26 protein-coding genes are annotated in these 23,124 nt (G+C 63.7%); 13 read left to right on the top strand and 13 right to left on the bottom strand.

Annotated features, from left to right (window positions below; genetic code table 11):
* Positions 1-213: 213 nt before the first annotated feature.
* The 3 genes from ACO06X_RS12010 to ACO06X_RS12000 all read left to right on the top strand — a co-directional run bounded on the left by ACO06X_RS12010 (position 214) and on the right by ACO06X_RS12000 (position 3,393).
* Positions 214-1,110 carry a DMT family transporter gene (locus tag ACO06X_RS12010; RefSeq protein WP_421836500.1) on the top strand — a complete coding sequence of 299 codons (897 nt, stop codon included), beginning with the start codon at positions 214-216 and terminating at the stop codon, positions 1,108-1,110.
* 348 nt (positions 1,111-1,458) lie between these two features.
* Positions 1,459-2,559 carry an inositol-3-phosphate synthase gene (locus ACO06X_RS12005; protein WP_421836499.1) on the top strand — a complete coding sequence of 367 codons (1,101 nt, stop codon included), beginning with the start codon at positions 1,459-1,461 and terminating at the stop codon, positions 2,557-2,559.
* Positions 2,560-2,652: 93 nt separating this feature from the next.
* Positions 2,653-3,393, top strand: coding sequence for an NTP transferase domain-containing protein (locus ACO06X_RS12000; protein ID WP_421836498.1), 741 nt, complete (start codon positions 2,653-2,655; stop codon positions 3,391-3,393).
* Between the two features lie 9 nt (positions 3,394-3,402).
* On the opposite strand, the gene ACO06X_RS11995 is transcribed toward ACO06X_RS12000, so the two are convergent.
* A complete protein-coding gene (locus tag ACO06X_RS11995; protein ID WP_421836497.1) occupies positions 3,403-3,894 on the bottom strand; it encodes a DUF2141 domain-containing protein in 492 nt (163 codons plus the stop codon).
* 294 nt (positions 3,895-4,188) lie between these two features.
* On the opposite strand from ACO06X_RS11995, the gene rpe reads away from it, so the two are divergent.
* The 4 genes from rpe (at position 4,189) to ACO06X_RS11975 (ending at position 9,104) form a co-directional block, all read left to right on the top strand.
* Positions 4,189-4,851 carry a ribulose-phosphate 3-epimerase gene (rpe, locus tag ACO06X_RS11990; protein WP_421836496.1) on the top strand — a complete coding sequence of 221 codons (663 nt, stop codon included), beginning with the start codon at positions 4,189-4,191 and terminating at the stop codon, positions 4,849-4,851.
* Between the two features lie 4 nt (positions 4,852-4,855).
* The gene (locus ACO06X_RS11985) at positions 4,856-6,730 is read left to right on the top strand and encodes a heparinase II/III family protein (protein ID WP_421836495.1); all 1,875 of its coding nucleotides are present in this window, start codon (positions 4,856-4,858) and stop codon (positions 6,728-6,730) included.
* Positions 6,731-6,745: 15 nt separating this feature from the next.
* The gene (gene purH, locus ACO06X_RS11980) at positions 6,746-8,338 is read left to right on the top strand and encodes a bifunctional phosphoribosylaminoimidazolecarboxamide formyltransferase/IMP cyclohydrolase (protein WP_421836494.1); all 1,593 of its coding nucleotides are present in this window, start codon (positions 6,746-6,748) and stop codon (positions 8,336-8,338) included.
* 163 nt (positions 8,339-8,501) lie between these two features.
* Positions 8,502-9,104 carry an alpha/beta fold hydrolase gene (locus ACO06X_RS11975; RefSeq protein WP_421839896.1) on the top strand — a complete coding sequence of 201 codons (603 nt, stop codon included), beginning with the start codon at positions 8,502-8,504 and terminating at the stop codon, positions 9,102-9,104.
* Positions 9,105-9,141: 37 nt separating this feature from the next.
* Here ACO06X_RS11975 and ACO06X_RS11970 read toward each other — a convergent pair whose 3' ends face one another.
* From ACO06X_RS11970 to ACO06X_RS11925, 10 genes are all read right to left on the bottom strand, one after another.
* Positions 9,142-9,792, bottom strand: coding sequence for a cell wall hydrolase (locus ACO06X_RS11970; RefSeq protein ID WP_421836493.1), 651 nt, complete (start codon positions 9,790-9,792; stop codon positions 9,142-9,144).
* Positions 9,793-9,993: 201 nt separating this feature from the next.
* Positions 9,994-10,371, bottom strand: a complete 378-nt coding sequence (locus ACO06X_RS11965) for a DUF1491 family protein (RefSeq protein WP_421836492.1) — start codon at positions 10,369-10,371, stop codon at positions 9,994-9,996.
* The gene (locus ACO06X_RS11960; RefSeq protein WP_421836491.1) at positions 10,368-10,895 is read right to left on the bottom strand and encodes a PaaI family thioesterase; all 528 of its coding nucleotides are present in this window, start codon (positions 10,893-10,895) and stop codon (positions 10,368-10,370) included. The genes ACO06X_RS11965 and ACO06X_RS11960 overlap by 4 nt, the downstream gene beginning before the upstream one ends.
* The gene (locus ACO06X_RS11955) at positions 10,870-11,331 is read right to left on the bottom strand and encodes a PTS sugar transporter subunit IIA (RefSeq protein WP_298169857.1); all 462 of its coding nucleotides are present in this window, start codon (positions 11,329-11,331) and stop codon (positions 10,870-10,872) included. The genes ACO06X_RS11960 and ACO06X_RS11955 overlap by 26 nt, the downstream gene beginning before the upstream one ends.
* A 151-nt stretch (positions 11,332-11,482) precedes the next feature.
* Entirely contained in the window at positions 11,483-12,049 is a 567-nt protein-coding gene (gene hpf, locus ACO06X_RS11950) for a ribosome hibernation-promoting factor, HPF/YfiA family (RefSeq protein ID WP_421836490.1), read from the bottom strand.
* A 55-nt stretch (positions 12,050-12,104) separates the two neighbouring features.
* Positions 12,105-12,794, bottom strand: coding sequence for a DNA polymerase III subunit epsilon (gene dnaQ, locus ACO06X_RS11945; RefSeq protein WP_298169853.1), 690 nt, complete (start codon positions 12,792-12,794; stop codon positions 12,105-12,107).
* A gap of 40 nt (positions 12,795-12,834) precedes the next feature.
* Complete coding sequence (gene coaE / locus ACO06X_RS11940) at positions 12,835-13,437, bottom strand: dephospho-CoA kinase (protein ID WP_421836489.1); 603 nt, start codon at positions 13,435-13,437, stop codon at positions 12,835-12,837.
* Positions 13,434-14,288, bottom strand: a complete 855-nt coding sequence (aroE, locus tag ACO06X_RS11935; protein ID WP_421836488.1) for a shikimate dehydrogenase — start codon at positions 14,286-14,288, stop codon at positions 13,434-13,436. Before aroE ends, coaE begins: the two co-directional genes overlap by 4 nt.
* Positions 14,285-14,869, bottom strand: a complete 585-nt coding sequence (locus tag ACO06X_RS11930) for a Maf family protein (RefSeq protein ID WP_421836487.1) — start codon at positions 14,867-14,869, stop codon at positions 14,285-14,287. The genes aroE and ACO06X_RS11930 overlap by 4 nt, the downstream gene beginning before the upstream one ends.
* A 10-nt stretch (positions 14,870-14,879) precedes the next feature.
* A complete protein-coding gene (locus tag ACO06X_RS11925; protein WP_421836486.1) occupies positions 14,880-15,722 on the bottom strand; it encodes a pyruvate, water dikinase regulatory protein in 843 nt (280 codons plus the stop codon).
* A 335-nt stretch (positions 15,723-16,057) separates the two neighbouring features.
* Between ACO06X_RS11925 and hemE the strand changes: the two genes are divergently transcribed.
* From hemE to rho, 3 genes are all read left to right on the top strand, one after another.
* Complete coding sequence (gene hemE, locus ACO06X_RS11920) at positions 16,058-17,095, top strand: uroporphyrinogen decarboxylase (protein ID WP_421836485.1); 1,038 nt, start codon at positions 16,058-16,060, stop codon at positions 17,093-17,095.
* A 75-nt stretch (positions 17,096-17,170) separates the two neighbouring features.
* The gene (locus tag ACO06X_RS11915; RefSeq protein ID WP_421836484.1) at positions 17,171-17,614 is read left to right on the top strand and encodes a CopD family protein; all 444 of its coding nucleotides are present in this window, start codon (positions 17,171-17,173) and stop codon (positions 17,612-17,614) included.
* A gap of 174 nt (positions 17,615-17,788) precedes the next feature.
* Complete coding sequence (rho, locus tag ACO06X_RS11910) at positions 17,789-19,045, top strand: transcription termination factor Rho (RefSeq protein ID WP_292939583.1); 1,257 nt, start codon at positions 17,789-17,791, stop codon at positions 19,043-19,045.
* Between the two features lie 16 nt (positions 19,046-19,061).
* Here rho and ACO06X_RS11905 read toward each other — a convergent pair whose 3' ends face one another.
* Positions 19,062-19,445: a nuclear transport factor 2 family protein gene (locus tag ACO06X_RS11905; protein WP_421836483.1), complete on the bottom strand. Its 384-nt coding sequence runs from the start codon at positions 19,443-19,445 to the stop codon at positions 19,062-19,064.
* 101 nt (positions 19,446-19,546) lie between these two features.
* Here ACO06X_RS11905 and ACO06X_RS11900 point away from each other — a divergent pair, with 101 nt between their 5' ends.
* Complete coding sequence (locus tag ACO06X_RS11900) at positions 19,547-20,689, top strand: aspartyl/asparaginyl beta-hydroxylase domain-containing protein (protein ID WP_421836482.1); 1,143 nt, start codon at positions 19,547-19,549, stop codon at positions 20,687-20,689.
* Between the two features lie 7 nt (positions 20,690-20,696).
* Here the strand turns inward: ACO06X_RS11900 and ACO06X_RS11895 are convergent, their stop codons facing one another.
* Positions 20,697-21,395, bottom strand: coding sequence for a dienelactone hydrolase family protein (locus tag ACO06X_RS11895; RefSeq protein ID WP_421836481.1), 699 nt, complete (start codon positions 21,393-21,395; stop codon positions 20,697-20,699).
* 123 nt (positions 21,396-21,518) lie between these two features.
* Here ACO06X_RS11895 and ACO06X_RS11890 point away from each other — a divergent pair, with 123 nt between their 5' ends.
* Together ACO06X_RS11890 and mnmE are read left to right on the top strand one after the other, a co-directional pair.
* Positions 21,519-21,794 (top strand): DUF6489 family protein, encoded by a 276-nt coding sequence (locus ACO06X_RS11890; RefSeq protein ID WP_421836480.1) that lies wholly within the window; start codon positions 21,519-21,521, stop codon positions 21,792-21,794.
* 13 nt (positions 21,795-21,807) lie between these two features.
* A complete protein-coding gene (gene mnmE / locus ACO06X_RS11885) occupies positions 21,808-23,103 on the top strand; it encodes a tRNA uridine-5-carboxymethylaminomethyl(34) synthesis GTPase MnmE (RefSeq protein WP_421836479.1) in 1,296 nt (431 codons plus the stop codon).
* Positions 23,104-23,124 lie beyond the last annotated feature (21 nt).

The raw sequence follows: 23,124 nt of genomic DNA, 5'->3' as shown, positions 1-23,124 counted from the left end.
ACGGAGCGTGCTGCGCACACAAGACTTGCGGAAGAGGGGCTTGGGAAACCTGAGCGGGCGCTCTATGGCCATGATGGACAGTGGGACATCGCCTTGTCGGCGTCAGCCCCCCAAACCTGATAGCCTGACCCCGTCGCGCCCGACAGGGTTTCCATTTGCAACCCAGCTAGGATGCCGGTGTCCGCATGACAAGCGCGAGTTGACCAGCGGATCATGACGAGCATCGATGACGGGCGGGAGGAAACGCGCCCAAACCCCTGGCACTTCGTCGCGCTGCTCGGTGGCAACTTTGCCCTCGCGCTGGGGCCATGGTTCGTGCGCCTTGCCGATTCGGGTCCGGTTTCCGCCGGCTTCTGGCGGCTTTTCCTGCCGTTGCCGCTCCTTGCCTTCCTCGCCCTGCGCCAACGTGTGCCAGGCAGGCCGGCCATCCCGCTCACAGGCTGGCTGGTGGTTGCCACGGCGGGGGTGTTCTTTGCTCTCGATCTGGCGAGCTGGCATATCGGGATCGCCTATACGCGTCTGGGCAATGCTTCGCTGTTCGGGAACTCCGGCAGCCTCATCCTGATGGCCTGGGGTCTCATCGCGGCGCGCCGCCTGCCCCGGCGGGTGGAAATTGCAGCAATCGTCGCGGCCGTCTGCGGCGCAGCCATTCTGCTCGGGCGATCGCTGGAGATCGACCATGCCACCCTGATAGGCGATCTGTTCTGCATCCTCGCCGGGGTGTTCTACTTCTTCTATATCCTCCTGCTACAAGGTGCGCGCGGCCGGTTCGAAAGCTGGGAACTGCTTTGCGCCTCCACCATCGCCAGTGCCCCGGTGATGCTGGGAATCGCGATCTGGCTGGGCGAGCCGATCTGGCCGCACGTTTGGTGGCCATTGGTGGCGCTGGCCTTCTGCAGCCAGGTCGTGGGGCAAGGCCTCATCGTCTTCGCGCTGCGTCATTTCTCCGCCCTGATCATCGGCGTCGTGCTGCTCACCCAGCCCGCCGTCTCGATCCTCGTCGGATGGCTGGCCTTTGGAGAGACCATGGGCGCGCTGGATGCATTGGGCATGGGGCTCATCGCCGCCGCCCTCCTGCTGGGCAGGCTCAGCGAGAGTGAATCCCGTTGATTCGTGACCAGCGCACAGCCTTCCGGAGGCGCTGCCACTAGGGGCAATGCCGTGTCAGAGAGGGTCCACGGGACGTTTTATGCTGCGTTGCACAATGGATCAGCGTACTCGTACTTAATCGCAATGACACTTTGTTTTCTGGGAAAACAGGGGGTTTTTATGGCCATCGCTCGCGCGCGCAGACGTTTTCTTCGCAGATGCAACAATGCCGGAGGGTAGCCCACCCGCTACCACATTGTTCCCGCTTGCGTGACGTCGCGGAAATATCCTTGCAATCTGTAGCTTTTGTGTGGAGTGAGGCAGTTTAGTTACAACGGTATTCCGTTTGTCCAAGGGGATCGGGTTACAATGAAGCCAATCAAGGTCGCAGTGATCGGCGTGGGCAACTGCGCAAGCTCGCTGGTGCAGGGTGTAGAGTTCTACCGCAACACCAACTCTTCCGCGGGCCTGATCCATGAGCGCATTGGCGGCTATGGCGCTGGCGACGTCGAGTTCGTGATGGGTGTGGACGTCGATGCCCGCAAGGTCGGCAAGGACATCTCGGAAGCGATTTTCGCTGCGCCGAACTGCACCGCCGTGTTCCAGCCGACCGTGCCCGCAAGCGGTGCCAAGGTCATCATGGGCAAGATCCTCGATGGCGTCGCCGATCACATGACCGGCATGGGCGAGCGCGGCTTCATCCTGGCCGATGCGCCCGAAGCCACCCGCGAATCGATCGTGGCGGCGCTGCGCGAATCGGGTGCAGAAGTGCTGATCAACTTCCTTCCCGTCGGTTCGGAAACGGCGACCGAATTCTATATGGAATGCGCGCTCGAAGCGGGCGTCGGTGTCGTGAACTGCATGCCGGTGTTCATCGCCAGCCGTCCTGAATGGGAAGCCAAGTTCCGCGCCAAGCGCCTTCCGATCGTGGGTGACGACATCAAGGCTCAGGTCGGCGCGACGATCGTTCACCGCGTGCTTTCCAGCCTGTTCGGCGCGCGCGGCGTGACGGTCGAGAAGACCTACCAGCTCAACACCGGCGGCAACACCGACTTCATGAACATGCTCGATCGCCAGCGTCTTGGTTCCAAGAAGGAATCGAAGACCGAGGCGGTGCAGGCCATGCTGGCCCAGCGCCTCGCCGACGAGAACATCCACGTCGGCCCTTCGGACTATGTGCCTTGGCAGAAGGACAACAAGCTGTGCTTCCTTCGCCTCGAAGGTACGCAGTGGGGCAACGTGCCGATGAACCTCGAGCTTCGCCTCTCGGTCGAAGACAGCCCGAACTCTGCCGCTTGCGTGATGGACGCGATCCGCTGCTGCAAGGTCGCGCTGGAGCGCGGCGAAGGCGGGGCCCTGATCGGTCCCTCGGCCTATTTCTGCAAGCACCCCCCGCAGCAGTTCAATGATGATGTCGCCGCCCAGCTGGTTGACGAATACATCTCGGAAACCGCACTGGCTGCCGAGTAAGCTTTCAACGCAGGCAACACTGGCGGCGCCGGTCCTGATGCAGGATCGGCGCCGTCTGTGTTAAAAGACCCGGCCCGGAGAGAAACTGACCCCATGGATGCCGTGATCATCGCCGCCGGCTATGGCAGCCGGCTGGCATCGCTGTCGCCATCAAAGCCGCTCACCCCGGTCTGCGGCGTTCCCTTGATCGAGATCGGGATCCGCCAGGCCGCAGCTGCAGGCGTGACGCGGGTGGTCGTGGTCACGGGCCACCGCGCGGATGCTGTCGAAGGTTTCCTTGCCGGGCTATCCCAGAACGTCGCCGTGGAAATCGAAACCGTACGGGTGGACGACTGGAGCAAGCCGAACGGCTTTTCCGTCATGGCCGGCGCTTCGCGCTGCGAGGGCGACTACCTGCTGATGATGGCGGACCACATGTTCGACAGCGCTATTCTTGCTGCCTTGCGCAGCGTTGGCAGCGAGACCCGCGACGTGACATTGGCGATCGACCGGCAAACCGAAAGCCCGCTTGTCGATCCCGACGACGCAACATGGGTCAAGCTCGACGCGAACGGCTTCATCAGTGCCATCGGCAAGACCATACCCGCATGGGATGCGGTTGATTGCGGGGCGTTTCTCGCCACACAGCGCCTTGCCGAAGCGATTGCCTCAGCCATCGCCGCCGGCAAGTCCGGCAGCCTTTCCGATGGCATGCAATGGCTGGCGGACCGCGGCCGCGCCGCCACGTACGACATCGGCGGTGCCTGGTGGATGGATGTCGATGACCCGCGCGCCCATGATCTCGCGGAGCAACTGGCCCCGCGTCACCTCACGGCAGCATTTGCGGCAATCTGATCGATAGGATCAGAATTTCCGCACGTTGATGGCGATCGACTGGTTGGCGTGCTCGACCTTGACGAGAACCGAACGTAGCGAGGGAGGTCCCAGGAAGATCGTCGGATTGTTGGAGAAGCCGACAGCTTCACTGGGAATGCCAAAGAGCCCACCGCGGTTGATCGTGCCAGACGAATCCTCGTCGTGGTAGATCGCGATCGCATACGTTCCAGGGTGCGGCACGAACAGGCAGAACCTCGTCTGCCCGGCCGCAGCGGGCGTGCTCGCCACGTAGAGCGAGCCGTTCTTGACGAGGAAGCGCTTGGGATCGTTCGGATAAAGGGTCGCCGTGATCAGGCCCCGACTATTGCGTACCCGATCAACAGTGATGTTGATCCATGTTTCACTCGCGGGCCCGACGCACGCCGGCGCAGCGTGGGCCAGTGGCACTAGCGCTCCCTGCGGCGCGATCATCAGTCCCAGCAGCAGGGCCAGGGCGGTGCGCCACTTCGGCAGGATCATGGCATTCTTTCCCGATAACGCCGGTCTCTGGAAGAGGCCGCGCGGACAGGGCGGGGGAATAGGCGGGCTTTGCCCTGTTCGGCAAGGGCAACCTTGAGGCCAAGTTTACCCAAAGCTGGCCGCCGACAGCGGTGTTTGCGCCGAATCGGCTGAGAATAGGGATAATGCGTGTGGAAAAGCGAGGCATTCGCGCTTGTTCCGCTGATTCGCCACCGGTAATCGCAGAGGAGATAAGGTCGCTGCCGTGCGCGAATGCGCCAACCGCCGCCGAACCCTGTTTGCGAGTTTTTCGTGATGGCCGCGCCGCTGATTTCCCCTTCGATTCTGTCAGCCGATTTTGCCCGGCTAGGTGAAGAGGTGCGGGCGATCGACGCTGCAGGCGCAGACTGGATCCATGTCGACGTGATGGACGGCCACTTCGTGCCGAATATCACGATCGGGCCCGGAGTGGTGAAGGCCTTGCGCCCGCACAGCGCCAAGCCCTTCGACGTCCACCTGATGATCGCGCCGGTCGATCCCTATCTTGAGGCGTTCGCCGCCGCTGGCGCGGATATCATCACCGTGCATCCCGAAGCGGGCCCCCATATCCACCGCACGGTTCAGGCCATCCGAGCGCTGGGCAAGAAGGCCGGTATCGCGCTCAATCCCGCCACGCCCGCCAAGATGCTCGATTACCTCATCGACGAGATCGATCTGGTCCTGATCATGAGCGTCAATCCCGGCTTCGGCGGCCAGAGCTTCATCGCCAGTCAGCTCCGCAAGATCGAAGCGGTGCGCAAGATGATCGACAAGGCCGGCCACTCGATTCATCTGGAAGTGGATGGCGGTATCGATACCGCAACAGCACGCCAGTGCACTGATGCCGGGGCAGACGTACTGGTTGCCGGCACGGCCTCGTTCAAGGGCGGCCCCACTTGCTATGCCGCCAATATCGCCGCGCTGAAGGGCGCTGACTGACGCCGTGGCGCGCCTGTTCCCCGGAACCCGTGAGGCCCAGGAAGAGGGCGCAGTCCTCGGGCCGGCGAAAGGCCCCGTGGTTGATGGCGGGGAGGGGCGGCTGGCATTGCCGCTTGGCCCTGCACCCGAACCACTCGCGCTTGCTCAAGCTGAAGCCGATGTTGCGCCGCTCGAACCCGGCAGGGCTTTGGCCATTGCCGACTTCTCCCCTCCGCAGGTCAGCGCCGGCGAAAGGTTGATCCGGCTCGCCTACGGATTGGGCATTCCGCCCTCGACCCTCAATCCGTTCCGCAAGCGCGCCCGCCCACGCCTGACGGCCACGGTGGAAAGCACGCTCGCGGGCGACCCCGCATCCGGAACCGCGATCAGGGCTGGGCACTTCCTGCTCCATGGCGTCAAGCTGCCGATCGCGGACACCGAGTTCAGCGGTCCCCGGCTCTCTCCACCGTTCGAGCGCATGGTGCATGGCTTCGGCTGGCTCCGCGATCTCGCAGGTTGTGCGGCGCGGCCGCAATGCGCGCCGGTTGCCGAACGCATCTTCGCCGCCTGGCTTGCCGCCAATCCGCAGCCCGGTGCAGGCCCGGCCTGGGCGGTCGGCAATGCCGGACATCGTCTGCTGGCATGGCTGATCCACGCGCCGCTCCTGTTGTCGAGCCAGGATCGCAAGCTGCGCGCCCGGGTTCTGACGACATTCGAGGATACGGCGCGCTGGCTCGACCGCCATGTTGGGCGTGCAGAAGATACCCTCGCCGAAGTCGCGGGCTGGACTGCGATTACCGCGGCGGGCCTCTTGCTGGCCGAAGGCCGCGCCCGCAGGCTTTTTGGCGAAGGTGGATTGATCAAGGCGCTGGGCAATCTTGTCAGCGATGATGGCGGTGTGCTTTCGCGCAGCCCGCTCGGTCAGATCGAGGCAGTCGAACTGCTGATCGAGCTTCGCGCGTGCTATGCAGCCGTGCGCAGCACCCCGCCGCCGCAGCTCGATGCAATCCTTGAGCTGCTGGTTCCCCCGTTGCTTACATTGTTGCATAGCGATGGCGGACTTGGCTCATGGCAGGGTGCCGGTGCCGTGTCTCCGGAACGCATCGCCGCGCTCATGAAGGCGAGCGGTGTGCGCACGCGCCCTCTGCGCGACGCGCGCCACTGGGGCTACCAGCGGGTCAACGCAGGCAAGGCGGTGCTGCAATTCGATGCCGCGCCGCCGCCACTTGCGCGACATGCCCGCGATGGCTGCGCCTCGACTTTGGCTTTCGAATTCAGCCACGGCGGGGAGCGTTTGATCGTCAATTGCGGCGGTGCAGCTTTTGCTGGCGGGCTTATTCCGCTGCGGCTTGCACAGGGCTTGCGCGCCACTGCCGCGCATTCGACACTCGCGATCGATGACTTCAATTCGACCGCCGTCCTCATCAACGGCAAGCTTGGCCCCGGCGTATCCGAGGTCGAAGTCGATCGCCGGATTCTGAGCGGCGAAGGCGCCGGTGCCACCCGGATCGAAGCGAGCCACAACGGCTACGTTAGCCGCTACGGCCTCACCCACCGCCGCATTCTGATCATCCGTGACGACGGCAGCGAGCTTCGCGGAGAAGACCTGCTGGTGCCTAGCGGGCGCCGCGGCAAGCGGGGCATGATCGGCGTTGCCTTGCGCTTCCACCTCGGCCCTCATATCGAGCTTGCGCAAGGGCGGGACGGTCTTGGCGTCACGCTTGCCTTGCCCGATGGCAGCCTCTGGCAGTTCCGCTCCGGCCGCGACCCGGTCACCCTGGAGGAGAGCCTGTGGTCCGACGGCATGGGACGGCCGCTTGCCACGCGGCAACTGGTCATCTCGGCCAAGATTCCGCGCAGCGGCGAGTCCTTCTCGTGGCTGCTCAAGAAGATGCGCTAGACAGGATTTTCCATTGTGACTGACGTGACGATCAAACGGGCGCTGCTTTCAGTGTCCGACAAGACCGGCCTTGCTGACCTCGGCCGCGCCCTCGCCGCGCACGGTGTCGAACTGGTTTCGACCGGCGGGACGGCTGCGGCACTGCGCGATGCGGGTCTTGCCGTGCGCGACATTTCAGACCTTACCGGCTTTCCCGAAATGATGGATGGCCGCGTCAAGACATTGCATCCCAAGGTTCACGGCGGTCTGCTCGCGGTTCGCGACGACCCGGCGCATGCCGCTTCGATGGCAGAACATGCCATTGGCGCGATCGACCTCGTCGTGGTCAACCTCTACCCCTTTGCGGCGACCGTCGCGAAGGGCGCGGGCCGCGAGGAAGTGATCGAGAACATCGACATCGGCGGCCCCTCGATGGTTCGTTCGGCTGCAAAGAATCACCACTACGTGACCATCGTGACAGATCCAGCGGACTACGCACTGCTGATCGCCGCGCTGGACCAGACCGGCGGCACAACCAGCCTTGATTTTCGCAAGGCCATGGCGGCCAAGGCCTTTGCAGCAACCGCCGCTTACGATGCCGCGATCGCGCAGTGGTTCGCCGTGACCGACCAGCAGCAGCATTTCCCGCGGACCTTGCTTTCCGCCCACAAGCTGGTCTCCACCCTGCGCTATGGCGAGAACCCGCACCAGAGCGCCGCGCTATATGTGCCGGCGCAGGGCAGCGTGGTGCGCGGTCTTCCGCAGGCGCGGCAGTTGCAAGGCAAGGAACTGTCCTACAATAATTACAATGACGCCAATGCGGCACTCGAACTGATCGCCGAATTCAGCTCGGATCAGCCTGCTGTGGTCATCGTCAAGCACGCGAACCCGTGCGGCGTGGCTGTCGCTGCAACGCCGCTCGAGGCATGGCGCGCGGCGCTTGCCTGCGATTCGGTTTCAGCGTTCGGCGGCATCGTCGCGCTCAACACCCCGCTTGATGGCCCGACAGCCGAAGCTATCTGCGAGATCTTCACCGAAGTCGTGGTCGCGCCCGGCGCCGATGATGCCGCGCTTGCAACCTTCGCGCGCAAGAAGAACCTGCGCCTGCTGGTCCTTGAAGAAATGCCGTCCGCCGATCGCAGCGGCCTGATCACCGTGCCGATCGCGGGGGGCCTGCTGGTTCAGGATCGCGACAACGGCGCGCTGACCGACGAAATGCTTCACGTGGTCACCAAGCGCCAGCCGACGGCGCAGGAGCTTGCCGATTGCCGCTTCGCCTGGACCGTGGCCAAGCATGTGAAGTCCAACGCCATCGTCTACGCTCGCGAAGGTGTGACGGCGGGGATCGGGGCAGGTCAGATGAACCGGCGTGACAGCGCGCGGATTGCGGCGATGAAGGCGCAGGAAGCTGCCGAAACGCACGGCTGGAGCGCGCCGCGCACAGTTGGCTCCGCCGTGGCTTCTGACGCCTTCTTCCCGTTCGCGGATGGGCTGCTCGCCGCCGTGGAGGCTGGCGCGACCGCCGTCATCCAGCCGGGAGGCTCCATCCGCGACGATGAAGTCATTGCCGCCGCAGATGCCGCCGGGCTTGCAATGGTGTTCACGGGAATGCGCCACTTCCGGCATTGAGTTCAGTGGGAACGACGCTTTGAAGAGCGTTTACTTGCACGGCAACCCAGGCGCGCCGGCCGAACTGGCGCTGCTTGGAGGTAATGCGGTCCGATCGTGGTTTGCGCCAGATCGGGCCGCACTGCCTCTCGAACCGGAAGCGCGGATCAATCGCTTGACCGCAATGATCGCCGAGGTGTGCGGCGACGAGCCGATCCGCCTGATCGGATTCTCGGCCGGAGCATACGTCGCGCTGCAGGTTGCCGCACGAATGCCGGAAAAACCGCTGACCTTGCATCTCGTTTCCCCCGCCGGGCCGCTGGAAACCGGGGACTATCTCGGTGCGATGGCAGGCGGTCCGGTGTTCGGTGCGGCGATGCAGCACCCGCACCGGTTTGCCGCATTGGTATGGGCACAGTCGTTCTGCGCGCAGTGGTTTCCCGGGCTCCTCACGCGGTTCCTGTTCGCAGCGGCGCAGGGCGAAGACAGCCTGCTGAAAGCCGACGAGCAGTTCAGCCGTTCCTATCGCGATGTTCTGCAGGCCTGCCTTGGTGCCGGACGCGCAAGCTACAAGGCCGAGATCGAGTCCTATGTCCTGCCTTGGGCTGGGCTGCTTCCGGCAGTCAAACACCCCGTTACCATCTGGCAGGGGAGCTGCGACAACTGGACTCCGCCGGAAATGGCAGAAACCTTGGCGCAGCTCCTGCCAAACGTGCAGGCGTTTCACATGCTCGAGGGCCAATCGCACTTTTCGGCGCTGCGAACAGCGCTTGCCGCGCTGGCCTGATGCCATGGGTCCGCAGGAATCGCCCTAAAGCAGGCGCTCAGCGATAGAAGACGTGATTGTCGACCCGCGCCATGCGGATCTTGCCCCATGACGGCGCGACATGCGCTGCGTGGAAAAACATCGCGCCTTCCACCGGGCTTTTCCACGTACCACTGTCCGCGATCAGCGCAATCTTCACGGCCTGCTGCCATTTGGCGCTGTCATGCTTCACAGCGGGCATCGCATTTGCGTGCACGAACGAGAATTGCGAGGGCTGGTAGACCACGCCGCAGTATGAGCTGGGGAAGCGACCGGACGCAGCACGGGTCACGATGACCCGACCAACGGCAAGCTGGCCTGCCAGCGTTTCGCTGCGGGCTTCGAAATAGACGGCTCCGGCCAGGCATTCCATTTCGTGGGAGAGCGAGGCGGGAAGCGGGGTACGCTCAACCAGATCGGCAAGCGATGCGGCGCTGGGAAGGACGTCCCCATCGTCGGAGTCATTCCGCTCCGGTTGGGGAAGGGTCGGTTCGGCCGGCCGGAACACGCTCTGGCGGGGTTCGACGGTAATGGCCGAAGATCCAGGTGCTTCAGCGACCGGGATCTGGATATCCTGAGCCTTGGCGCCGGATCCCCCGGTGCTCAGCAGGATAGTAGCAAGACTTGCGGCAATGCACACGGCACTGGCGACACGGAACTGGCGGCTCATGCAATTTCGTCATTGGGCGGTGGACGTCGGCACAAGGCGCGATCGGCTCTGGTATCGCAGGGTGTTCCTGCAAGACCGGAAACCTATCGAAGGCCCAGGCGTCTGCCCCCCGTCTGCGTGCTGGCGGGGATGGCTTCGGTGCCATCTCATCGCTGCCTACGCGTGGTAGAGTGGCGCCCATTATGAACTGAGCCGGGCAAGTCAACCCATGAATCCGGGTTTGTTCTCCTTGGTGTCCAGATTCAGGATGAGCTGTTCACCTTCAGCGATGGTCAGTTCGACAATCCACAAGTCGCGGTCCTGCGCCACGCGGCGCTTCAGGTACTCCTCAAACTCTGCTTTATTTTCAGGATCTTGCGCCTTGGATTGCGCCCATCCGCGCGTTCCGTCCGCCCTCGGCAGGCGCTCGAAGGCGCGTGCCAGCGTCTGCCCAAATCCTTGATTATTTAGGATAACAATCACAATCGTGCCACTATCGGGTTCGCCGCGGTGGAGCACCATGCCAAAGCCGCCGTTCGCCTCGGCCAACCGAATCAGTGCTGTCGCTTCCAGGGCAGCCGGAAGACGCGCCGCGCTCATGCTATCTGCACATCCGGCATCGCGGTGTCCGTATAACCGGCGAGTGAAGAGAGCGGAATACGCGAGCGTTGAAACGTCCCGGTGCCCCGCCCCACCTCATTGCCCTCTGCATCAAGGATCCGCGATTCGGCCAGAATGACGCGTCGCCGACCGGAAACCCAGCGTCCTTCCGCAATGGCCTTGCCGCCATGCAGCGGCTTGGTGAACAACAGATTGAACGCCGTGGTCAGCAAGAAGCAGTCTGTCACCAATGTGTTGGCCGCATAGAACGCTGCATCGTCGAGCATCTTGAAATAGAGCGTGCCGTGTGCGGCGCCTGCGGCATGAAAGTGCTCGGAACCGACGTCGAAATGAATCCGGGCGCAGCCCTCCTCCGCAATCTCGAGGCGGGAGACGAACTGGCGGTTGATCGGCGCTGCGGCATACAGGCCCTCCAGCGCGCGCCAGTGCCGCCGGGCTTCGGTCAATTCTGAAGCATCGGCAGGTTTTGCCGCAAGGTCAGGCCGCGTCGCGGTCGATGACATTGACGAGCAATGCGTAGATCGCATCGGCATCAGGGGCGGCAATCAGTCGTTCGTGCATGCGTTCGTCGCGCATCAATCGCGAGATGGCCGCAAGGGCTTGCAGGTGCGTGGCGCCGGCCTGCTCGGGCGAGAGAAGGCCGAACACGCAATCAACCGGCATGCCATCCGACGATGCGAAATCGACCGGGTTCTCCAACCGGAAAAATGCGGCGACCGGACGGGCCAGCGCTTCCAGCCGTGCGTGGGGAATGGCAACGCCGCGCCCGAAACCGGTGCTGCCAAGCGTTTCGCGCTCTTCGATCCGTTCGAGCACGACCGAGCGGTCGAGCCCGTAGACCTCGCCGAAGCAATCCGCGAGCGCACCGAGGATCTGCGTTTTGGTTTCGGCACGAACGATGCGCACCGCCTGGAGATCGATCGAGAAGAGAGCGGTCATGGAAACAGTGATGCCGGAAAATGCGCTCGCGCGCCTGATATGGAGCGGCACATGCGCCCGAACGCGACGCGGTGCAAGCACCGAATCGCGTCCGCCATCTCACTGATACCCGGAGAGGACATCAGATCACCGCGCGGTTTTGCCGTTCCGGTTACTTGCTCGGTTCAACCCAGCCGATCGACCCATCGCCGCGGCGATAGACCATGTTATGCACACCCGTGCCGGCGTTCTTGAACAGCAATGCGTTGGTGTTGCGAAGATCCAGCATCATTACCGCATCGGAAACGCTGGCTGTAGGCACGTCCACGCGCGTTTCCGCGATGACCAGCGGCGCGTCGGCAGGTTCTTCGGTCTCGGTCTCCTCGACCATGAAGACGGTATAGGCCGCCTCTTCCTCGCGGCGGGCATGATCGGCCTGGTCCTGCCGGGCGTTGATCCGGCGCTTGTAGCGGCGCAGCTGCTTGTCGATCTTCTCTGCCGACTGATCGAGCGCGATGTGGGCATCCTGCGCCACCGCGCTTCCCTTCAGGATCAGGCCCTGTGCGACATGCGTGACGATATCGCAGCGAAACCCGCCATGCGGCGCCTTGCCTAGCGTCACGTGCGTGGTCAGCGCCCGCGAGAAGTACTTGTCGACAATCGCGGTAAGGCGTTCTTCAGCATGAGCTTCGAAAGCGGCGCCGGTATCGACCTGATGGCCAGAAACGCGAATATCCATAAGTCCACTCTCCTTCGCTCAAGCACCTGTCCGGGATGGCCCGGGCAAGGCAGATTCATTGCAGCCAGATGGCTCCCTTGATCCCCTCGACAAACGCAGCATGCCGGGCGATTTCTTGCGCACTTGGCGCATGGGGGCGTGCGGGGCGATGCGTACGGGGGGATGCGGTGAGCATCGGAGCGACCACGGTTGCCGTCTTGATCTCGACGTCGGCAGCCAGTTCGAGCCCGATCTGCCGCCCTCCCATCAGCTCCACATAGAGCTGTGCCAGCAGTTCGGCGTCGAGCAGCGCGCCGTGGCGCACGCGGTGGCTGCGATCGATCCCGTAGCGCGAGCAAAGCGCATCAAGACTGAGCTTGGCCCCGGGGTGCTTGCGCCGCGCGATAGCCACCGTATCGACCATGCGCGCCCGATCAACGGCGGGCAGCTGGCACATCGCAAGTTCGGCATTGAGGAAGCCGAAATCGAACCCGGCATTGTGCGCAACGAGCGGCGCATCACCCAGAAAGGCGAGCAGTTCCTCAGCTCGTTCGGCAAAGCGCGGCTTGTCTGCCAGGAACGCGCTGGAAAGGCCGTGCACCGCCTCGGCCTCAGCCGGCATCGAGCGTTCCGGGTTGAAATAAACATGGAAAACCGCGCCGGTGGCGACCCGGTTCACCATCTCGATGCAGCCAATCTCTACCAGCCGATCACCGCTCTGCGGGTCGAGGCCGGTCGTCTCTGTATCGAAAACGATCTCACGCATTTGCTGCAGTCTGGACCCGACCAAGGGTGCTTGCAAGGCTTCAGCGCGGGTTTTTTTGCCGTAGTGCTGCAACGAGCACGGCGACCTGTTCACGCGTTTCCGCCAGTGTCACCCCTGTATCGATGACAAGGTCGGCAAGCGCCCGCTTTTCGGCATCCGGCACTTGCAGTGCGAGGATCTGCGCAAACTTTTCGGGCGTCATGCCGGGCCGGGCGAGAACGCGATTGCGCTGCATTTCGGCAGGTGCGGAGACGACGGCGACGGCATCGAGACCGGCACCATGGCCCTTTTCGTAAAGCAGCGGGATATCGAACACGACGATCGCCTCGCCGGCGTGCTCCAGCATGAAGAGTGCGCGTTGTTCCGCCACGGCCGGATGAACGATGGCTTCAAGCCGCGCGAGCGCCTCGGGATTGCCGAAGACTTGCGCGCCAAGTGTGGGACGATCGACGCCGTGTGGGCCGGTGGTGCCGGGAAAGGCAGCCTCGATCGCCGGAAGCAAGGCGCCGCCAGGTCCCTGCAGGCGGTGCACTGTCGCGTCGGCATCGAACACGGGCACGCCCAGCTCGCGCAGCATGAGCGCAACCGCAGACTTGCCCATGCCGATCGATCCGGTGAGGCCGAGGATGAAGGGACGGGTCATGCCCCCAGCGCCTTCCGCAGTTCGGCATCCCTTGCACGCGAGGGTATGGCCCCAAAAAAGCGCCGGAAGGCATGATCGGCCTGCCCTATCAGCATTGAAAGACCGTCGATCGTCCGAAATCCCGCAGCTCGCGCCGCCTTCAGGAACGGGGTTTCAAGCGGGCTTGTCACAATGTCGTAGAAGATAGACCCAGGCGGGGCGTGGCTCATGTCAAACACGAGCGGCGGTTGGCCGGTCATTCCAAGCGACGAGGCGTTGACGACGAGATCGAGGCAGTTCTCCCGATCATCGAAAGCGAAATCCGTCGCATCCGCGAAGTGTGCAAGATCGATGGCATGGTGCTCACCGGCAGGATCGAGTTCATCGAGAAGCGCGCGGGCCTTTTCCGGACTGCGACCGGCAAGCACGATCACCAGCTTTTCGTCCGCCAGCCCTTTCACAATCGCCCGCGCGGCCCCACCCGTGCCGATCACGCGGGCCATGCGGAAGTAGTGCGTGCGGCCAAGCATGGGCAGCAAGGGTTCGAGGAAGCCCGGAACATCGGTATTGTATCCGACGAGCTGGCCGTGCTCGGGAATGATGGTGTTGACCGCCCCGACCGCAGCCGCCAGCGGATCGAGCCGGTCCAGAAAGGGCATCACCGCTTGCTTGTGCGGCATGGTGACGTTGCACCCGCGCCAGGCTGGATCGGCGCGGCGCGCACCCAGAAAATCAGCGAGCTGATCGGTCCGGACGTGACTTGCCCGGTAATCGGCATCGATTCCGAGCTCTTCCAGCCAGAAACCATGGATCTTGGGCGACTTTGACTGGATGATGGGATCGCCGATCACTTCGGCATAGGCCCGGCTCATACGGGGAGCTCGCCCTGCGCACGCAGCGCGCCAAGGAGCGCGAGAAGCGGCATACCGAGGACTGTGAAGTGGCTGCCTTCGATATGATCAAAGAGCTGCACACCAAGCGCCTCGATCCGGAATACCCCGACGCAGGCACCAACCGCCGGCCATTCCTGCGCAAGATAGCCTTCGATGAAGTCGCTCGAAAGCGTGCGCACGCGCAGCTTGGCGGTTTCGCAGTGGCGCCACGCGGGCGCACCATCGCGCACGAGGATCGCTGCAGAATGGAGGTGCATGGTCTGGCCGGAGAAGAACGCCAGGTGCCGCGCCGCATCCTCACGGCTCGCTGGCTTGTCGAACAGGCGGCCGCAGACCTCGACCAGCGAATCGCCACCAAGCACAAGCCGGCCGGGTACGCCGACCGAGACGGACAGCGCCTTCGCCTCGGCCAGAATCATCGCGATCTCGCTGCCCGGCACGCCGATCAGCTCGCGCTTGATCTCGGCTTCATCAACATCCGAACCGCGCGCCTCGAACGGGACGCCGGCAGCAGTCAGCATGGCTTTGCGGCTTGCGCTCTGCGACGCCAGTATCAGCATGTCCTTACCCTCAAAACGCGTGCCCGCCGCCGCCCACTCCGCCATCAGGGCGGCGCTCGTTATAGAGATTGATGATCGCGGCGGCGGTTTCCTCGATGGAACGACGCGATACGTCAATCACCGGCCAGCCATTATCCGCGAACATGCGCCGCGCATACTGCACCTCGCGCGCCACATGATCGCTGTCGACATAGGCCGTCTCTGGTGCCTGATTGAGGGAGAGCAGCCGGTTGCGCCGCACCTGAATCAGACGTTCGGGGCTGGTCGTCAGCCCCACCACAAGCGGGCGCCGCAGGCTGAACAGCGCGGACGGCGGCGGGCTTTCGACCACGATGGGAATGTTCGCCACCCGGTAGCCGCGGTTGGCGAGATAGATGGCGGTCGGAGTCTTTGACGAGCGCGAGACCCCGGCAAGCAGGATATCCGCCGCTTCCCAGTCCTCCCACGCGATCCCGTCGTCATGTGCAATGGTGAACTGGATTGCCTCGACGCGGCGAAAATAGGCCTCGTCCATCGCGTGCTGGCGTCCCGGGCGACCTTTGGCTGCCTGGCCCAACTGTGTTTCAAGTGCGAGGGTCACCGCGTCGAGCGCGGCGACACTGGGGAGCCCCAGCGCAGCGCAGCGGCTTTGCAGAAGTTCGCGCGTTTCGGCATTGACCATGGTGAACAGCACGAGGCCGGGATTCGCGGTGATCTCCCCCATGATCCGGTCGAGATGCTGCTGCGAGCGGACCATCGGCCAGAAATGGCGCACGACGTCGGCGTCATCGAACTGAGCGAGCGCAGCCTTGGCGATCATTTCGAGTGTTTCGCCGGTCGAGTCCGACAGGAGGTGCAGGTGCAGGCGCGCCATCGAGGTTCCTGGTCCGCCCCGGGAAAGGGCTGTGGATAGCACTAGGATAAACCACGGCATGAAACCGGGGACAAGTTTGCGGTGCCAATCTGCCCCCGGCTTCGGTCTGTGAGCGGCCACATTGCGAACAGCCTGACAAGGTTACCCACAGGGTGGGGACAACAGGGACAAGTTTCGCTTGCCCCCGGAACCGTTCAGAGTCGCTGACACGCTTTTTTGTGGAGACAGCAGGACAATTCGGGCAGATGCATGTCGTCCCCGCTATCCACAGGGCCAACTAACTACCTCAATCTGATTCAAAAGAATCTATAGATTAGATTTGGACCGATGCACTGATGCCTAGCCCTGCCGAAAAGCCGCTTCTCGCCACCCTCAAGGGGGCCAACCTTTCCCGCCGACCCATCTGGCTTATGCGCCAGGCAGGGCGCTACCTTCCCGAGTACCGCGAACTGCGGGCCGAAAAGGGCGGTTTCCTCGCACTGGTCTACGATTCCGAGGCTGCTGCGGAAATCACACTCCAGCCGCTGCGCCGGTTCGGTTTCGACGGGGCGATCCTGTTCTCGGATATCCTGATCGTGCCTTATGCGATGGGTCAGGATCTCCAGTTCCTCGCCGGCGAAGGTCCGGCGCTTTCCCCCCGCCTGCTCGATGCGGGTCTGGAGACGCTCAGGAGCGTCCCTGAGCGCCTTGCGCCGATCTATGACACCGTGGGCCTGGTCAGCGCCGCCCTGCCGCCTGAGGCGACCATGCTGGGCTTTGCGGGCAGCCCCTGGACCATCGCGACCTACATGGTGGCGGGCGAAGGCAGCCGCGACCAGCACGAGACGCGCGCGCTTGCTTATCGCGATCCGGGCGCGTTCCAGGCGATCATCGATGCGATCGTCGATGTGACCGTCGAATACCTCAGCGGCCAGGTGAAGGCCGGCGCGGAAGGTCTGCAGCTGTTCGACAGCTGGGCCGGCAGCCTTGCCCCCGCCGAATTCGAGCGTTGGGTTATCGGCCCCAATGCACGGATCACCGAGGCGATGCACAAGCTGCACCCCGAAGTTCCGATCATCGGTTTTCCGAAGGGCGCGGGCGAGAAGCTGGCGGCTTATGCCGAGGGCACCGGCGTCGATGCCATCGGCGTCGACGAAACGATTGACCCGGTATGGGCGGCGAAGACCCTCCCCGCCGGGCTTCCGGTGCAGGGCAATCTCGATCCGTTGCTGCTGCTGGCAGGCGGACCGGCGCTGGAAGACGGCGCACGGCGCGTGCTCGACGTGTTCGCAGACCGTCCGCATGTGTTCAATCTGGGCCACGGCATAGGGCAATTCACGCCGATCCCGCATGTCGAGCGCTTGCTCGAAGTAGTGCGCGGGTGGTCGCACTGAAGCGTGCTGGCGGCGGGGTGAACCGCCCCAAATCTCAAGTTCCGGACGGGCTGCGAAAGCGCTAATCTTCGCAGAATGATGCAGGTGATCGCGATGCTCTATCTCTGGCTCAAGGCCGGCCATGTCATTTTCGTGATCTTCTGGATGGCGGGGCTGTTCATGCTGCCGCGCTTCTTCGTCTATCATCAGGAAGCGCCCGAAGGCTCACCAGAAAACGCGGTGTGGATCGACCGCGAGCGCAAGCTGATGAAGATCATCATGTGGCCTTCGCTGTTCGTTGTCTGGGGCTTCGGGCTCGCGCTTGCGGTGAGCGGGGAATGGTTCACGCAAGGCTGGTTTCACGCGAAGCTCGCGCTTGTTCTGATACTCAGTGCTTATCACCTCTGGCTGGCGAGCTATGCCGCCAAGCTGGCGCGAGGCGAGCGGCAACTGACCGGACGGCAACTGCGCCTGCTCAACGAGATTCCGGGCGTGACGGCAGCGCTCATCGTGGTGCTGGTGATCGTCAAGCCGTTCTGATCAGGCTGTTCGGAGCTGGGCCGTTCTTTGATTGACGCACTCGGTGGCGGAGCCTAAACGCGCTGAGCATACCGGTTTGGCAGCGCGATGACGCCCTGCCCCCCATTGGTCCGCTTTCCCCAAGCCCAACGACCATCCGGCGCGCTCGATTGCCCCTATTCGGATAAAGAAAAGATGCATCTCAAGGAACTGAAGAAGAAGACGCCCGCCGAGCTCGTCCAGATGGCCGAGGAGCTCGATGTCGAGGGCGCAAGCACGCTGCGTCGGCAGGACCTCATGTTCGCCATTCTCAAGGAAGTGGCGGAAGACGGCGAGGAAATCCTCGGCATTGGCACGATTGAAGTGCTGCCCGATGGCTTCGGCTTCCTGCGTAGCCCCGAGGCGAACTACCTTGCCGGGCCGGACGATATCTATGTTTCGCCCAACCAGGTCCGCAAATGGGGCCTGCGCACGGGTGATACCGTGGAAGGCGAGATCCGCGCTCCCAAGGACGGCGAGCGCTATTTCGCGATCACGCGCCTGATCAAGGTCAACTTCGATGAGCCCGATGCGGTGCGCCACCGCGTCAACTTCGACAACCTCACCCCGCTCTATCCCAACGAGCGCCTGCGGCTCGATACGCTGGACCCGACCGTCAAGGACAAGTCGGCCCGCGTGATCGACCTCGTCAGCCCGCAGGGCAAGGGCCAGCGCGCGCTGATCGTGGCGCCGCCGCGTACCGGCAAGACCGTGCTGCTGCAGAACATGGCCAAGGCGATCACCGACAACCATCCGGAAGTGTTCCTGCTGGTTCTACTGGTCGATGAACGCCCCGAAGAAGTGACCGACATGCAGCGCAGCGTGAAGGGCGAGGTGATTTCCTCGACCTTCGACGAGCCTGCCAGCCGCCACGTTCAGGTCGCCGAAATGGTCATCGAGAAGGCCAAGCGCCTCGTCGAGCACAAGCGCGATGTCGTGATCCTGCTCGATTCGATCACCCGCCTCGGCCGCGCCTACAACACCGTGGTGCCAAGCTCGGGCAAGGTGCTGACCGGCGGTGTGGACGCGAACGCGCTGCAGCGGCCGAAGCGCTTCTTCGGCGCCGCGCGCAACATCGAGGAAGGCGGCTCGCTCTCCATCATCGCCACCGCGCTGATCGATACCGGCAGCCGCATGGACGAAGTGATCTTCGAAGAGTTCAAGGGCACCGGCAACTCGGAAATCGTGCTCGACCGCAAGGTGGCGGACAAGCGCATCTTCCCGGCGCTGGATGTGGGCAAGAGCGGCACCCGCAAGGAAGAACTGCTCGTACCGCAGGATCAGCTCAGCAAGATGTGGGTGCTGCGCCGCATCCTCATGCAGATGGGCACCATCGATGCGATGGAATTCCTGCTCGACAAGATGAAGAACTCGAAGACCAACGAGGACTTCTTCGCAACGATGAATCAGTAGGGAAAACCGGCGGCGCTCAGGTGTTTTGCAGCGCCGCCGCCATCATTTCCCAGAGCTTGTTCATGGCCTTCAGCGGCCGCACCATCACTTTGAAATCGATGATCTTTCCTTCAAGGTCAAAGCGGATGAGATCGATGCCATTGACGTGGATGCCGTCCACCGTTGCGGTGAACTCGAGCAGTGCCTCGGGACCGTCGACCAGTTCGCGGACATAAGTGAAGCCGGTATCGGCGAAGACCTGGCCGGCGGCTGTAAGGTACATCAGGACCTTGGCATGGCCCTCCTGCGGGGTGTGGACGACCGGTGAATGGAACACCGCATCGGGCGCGATCAGCTCGGCCAGCAGGTCGGTGTCGCCGGTGTGCATGTAGCGGTGCCAGGCGGCGAGGCCGGTGTGCATGGGGTGTCTCTCCTATCATGGGCCTGTTGTTGTGAGGCCTTGTGGCACGCCGGCGCGCGCCTGCCATTGATCCAGCGCAGGTTTGCGCTAGTCGTGGCGTCATGACAACCGCTTCGCCGGAAAACCTGATCAGCGAAGGGCTCGCTGCGTTGAGGGCGCGCAACCCGATGCGTGCGGCAGATCTGCTGCGCAATGCTAGCGGCGGAATCGCCCCGGAGCGCATGCCCTGGCCCGCGCTGGCACAGGCGGAGCTTGCGCTGGGCAACCACGCTGCCGCTGAAATGGCGCTTGATCGGCAGCTGTCGCTTGCTCCCCGCGATGTTGGCGCGCTTCTGGCCAAGGGGCAGCTCCGGCAGCATGCACGCGATGACCGTGCGGCTGTGAGTTTCTACACCACGGCACTGGCGCAGGCGGCAGTCAGCGGGATTCCGCGCGGCATGGAAGGCATGGCGGCAGCCGCACAGGCATTCATCGGTGAGGCGCAAGGCGCCTTCCGGCAGCACCTCGACACGGTGATGGCAGGAGGCCTGTCACCGGCGATGGAGGAAGCGCTGGGATTGCTGCGTGGCGCACGCGAGATTGATCTGCAGCGACCCTCGCTGTTCTACTATCCCGGCCTGCCGCAGCGGCGGTTCTATGATCCGGCAGAATTCGGCTGGATGGAGGCCGTGCTGGCTCTGTTGCCCCAAATGCAGGCCGAGCTTGCGGCTGTCACGGCTGAGGAAGCGGCGGATAGCTTCGCGCCCTATGTCACGGCGACGGATGACCGGCCTGCACCGAACAATCCCTTGCTGGGTGATCCGGCGTGGGGTGCATTCTACTTCTGGAAGGATGGCGCCCCGGCGGCGGCCAACGCTGCGCGCTGCCCGGCGACGATGGCCGCGCTGGCTCACGCGCCGATGCCGATGATTCCGGGGCGAGCGCCCAATGCACTTTGGTCACGGCTGAAGCCCGGCACGCATATCGCGCCGCATACCGGCATGCTCAACACGCGCCTGATCTGCCACGTCCCGATCCGCACCGCACCGAATTGCACGCTGCGAGTGGGTAGCGAGACACGCACCTGGGAACCGGGCCTGCCGCTCATCTTCGACGATTCCATGGAGCACGAGGCGCGCAATGCGGGTGCTGAAACCCGCACGGTGCTGTTGTTCGAGATCTGGCGGCCCGAAGTGCCCGAGGATGACCGCGCCGCGATTGCCCGCCTGCTCGAAGGCATTGCGGGTTACGACGGCGCGGCCTGATTGCCCTTCAGGTCAGGTGTGCCTTGAAGAAGTCGCGGGTGCGTTCATCCGCCAGCTGCGCGCCTGATTCATCACGGCGTGAGCCCATTTCCGCCGCGAAGCCGTGATCGAGCCCGACGTAGTCGTGGAGCACGACCTTGGCGTGCGCATCCAGCGCGCCGTGAATAGCGGCCTGCGCTTCCGGCCCGACGAAGTGGTCAGCCGTAGGGATGTGCAGCATCAGCGGATTGGCGATCGCATGCGCCTCACCCAGCATCTGGTCAATCATCACGCCGTAGTAGCCGACCGAGGCATCGATATCCGTGCGCGCAGCTGCCATGTAGGCCATGCGCCCGCCGAGGCAGAAACCGACCAGACCAACCTTGTCCACCGCTTGTTCGTGCCGGAGCCAGTGGATCGCCGCTTCGATATCCTGCACGCCCAGATTCGGATCGTACTGCCCGAAATAGCCCAGCGCGGTCTGGAACTGCTCGGGCACATCGGGATCGAGCTCCGCCCCAGGGGCAAAGCGCCAGAAGATATCCGGAGCAAGCGCGACATAGCCCAGTGCTGCCCAATCGTCGCACTTCTTGCGGATGCCGGCGTTCACGCCGAAGATCTCCGGGATGACGATGATCGAAGCCTCGGTCTGGTTCTCGGGCGTGGCGATATAGACCGGAATCTCGCTATCGCCATTGAGGGTGGGGATCGTCGTCATCTCGCCCATGGTGCTGGTCCTTTTCGGATGGTTGTTCGCGGAAACTGTTCTTCTGGGCTCTGATTGGCGCTGTCCATGGACTTTGCCAAGAGCACATGACAGTGTTGCTGCGCTAGAGCGAGAGGTGCGTCCATGAAAGTCAATGTCGAGGTGGAATGCTCGCCGGAGGAGGCGCGCCGCTTTCTGGGTTTGCCGGATGTGACGCGCGCCAACGATGTCTATGTCGATGCGATCGCCAAAGCGATGCAAGGCATGAACAGCGTTGACCAGCTCCAGGGTTTTGCCAAGCAGATCGCGCCGATGGGCGAGATGGGCCTCAAGCTGTTTCAGCAGTTTGTAGAGCATGGCGCGGGTGCGGCGATGGCCGGCTTCAAGGCAGGTGCTTCCGGCGACAAGCCCAAGACCTGAGCGAACTGCCAGTGTGACCCAGACGATATTCGCGCTGAGTTCCGGCGCGCCGCCGGCGGGTATTGCCGTTATTCGGGTTAGCGGGCCTGAGGCTGGACCGGCTCTGCGGCGACTGGCGGGCAAGCTGCCGGCACCGCGCCGAGCCGTGCTGGCTGTGCTGCGGGATGCAGATGGACTCACGCTCGACAGGGCCATGGCGCTGTGGCTCCCGGGACCGGGCACGGCAACGGGCGAAGATTGTGCGGAGCTGCATCTGCACGGCGGGCGCGCTGTCGTCGCGGCGGTCGAGGCCGCGCTCGCAGCGCTGCCCGGACTGCGCCGAGCTGAGCCTGGAGAGTTCACGCGGCGGGCTTTTGCCCAAGGGCGGATTGATCTGGCCGAGGCTGAGGGGTTGGCAGACCTGCTAGCCGCAGAGACGGAATTGCAGCGCCGCGCGGCAATGGCGATGGCGGGAGGCGTACTTTCGCAGCAGGTGGGCAGGTGGCGCACCCAAGTTCTGACGCTATCGGCGGCGCTGGAGGCTTCGCTCGATTTTGCCGGGGACGACGATATCGACGAGGTGGGCGGTGGTCTTCCGGATGGCGTTGCACCGGCCATCGCTGCACTGGCGGAGGAACTGACCGCATGGCTGAGCCGCCCTCGGGCCGAACCCCTCCGCGAGGGTTTCCGGGTGGTGCTGGCAGGGCAGCCTAATGCGGGAAAGTCAACGTTGTTCAATGCTTTGGTTGAAGATGAAGCAGCCATTACGGCAGCCGAACCGGGGACGACGCGTGATGTCCTGCTGCGCAGTGTTGCGCTGGGCGGTGTTCCATTCACCTTCGTCGACACGGCCGGGCTGCGGGATGATGGGGCCGGCGCGATTGAGCAGATCGGCATCGAAAGAGCGCGGAATGAGGCAGGTCGTGCCGATCTTGTGCTGTGGCTCGGACCGGAAGGCGCGGGTCCGCCGGGTGCCGCGCTTTGGGAAATCGCAGCGCAATGCGACAGACCGGATGCCCTCGCGAAAGCGTCCGCAACGTTCCGCCTGTCTGCACGGACTGGTGAGGGTGTTGACCGTTTGCGCGAAGCTCTGATTGAGCATGCGCGTTCGGCTCTGCCTGCGCCGGGCGACGTAGCGCTCAACGCGCGGCAGCATGGGTTGCTGGGTGAGGTGGCGACGGCTCTCAGCGAGGCGGCATTCCAGATCGATCCACTCCTTGCGGCCGAATCGCTGCGGGTCGCGCGCGTCGCGCTCGATCGGCTCGTCGGGCGTGCCGGGACCGAAGACATGCTCGATGCGCTGTTCGGGCGGTTCTGCATCGGGAAGTGATGTTTCACGTGAAACACTAAC

Source organism: Novosphingobium sp., assembly GCF_965229225.1.
GTDB lineage: Bacteria > Pseudomonadota > Alphaproteobacteria > Sphingomonadales > Sphingomonadaceae > Novosphingobium.
This window is presented reverse-complemented; position numbering and strand designations above follow the sequence as displayed.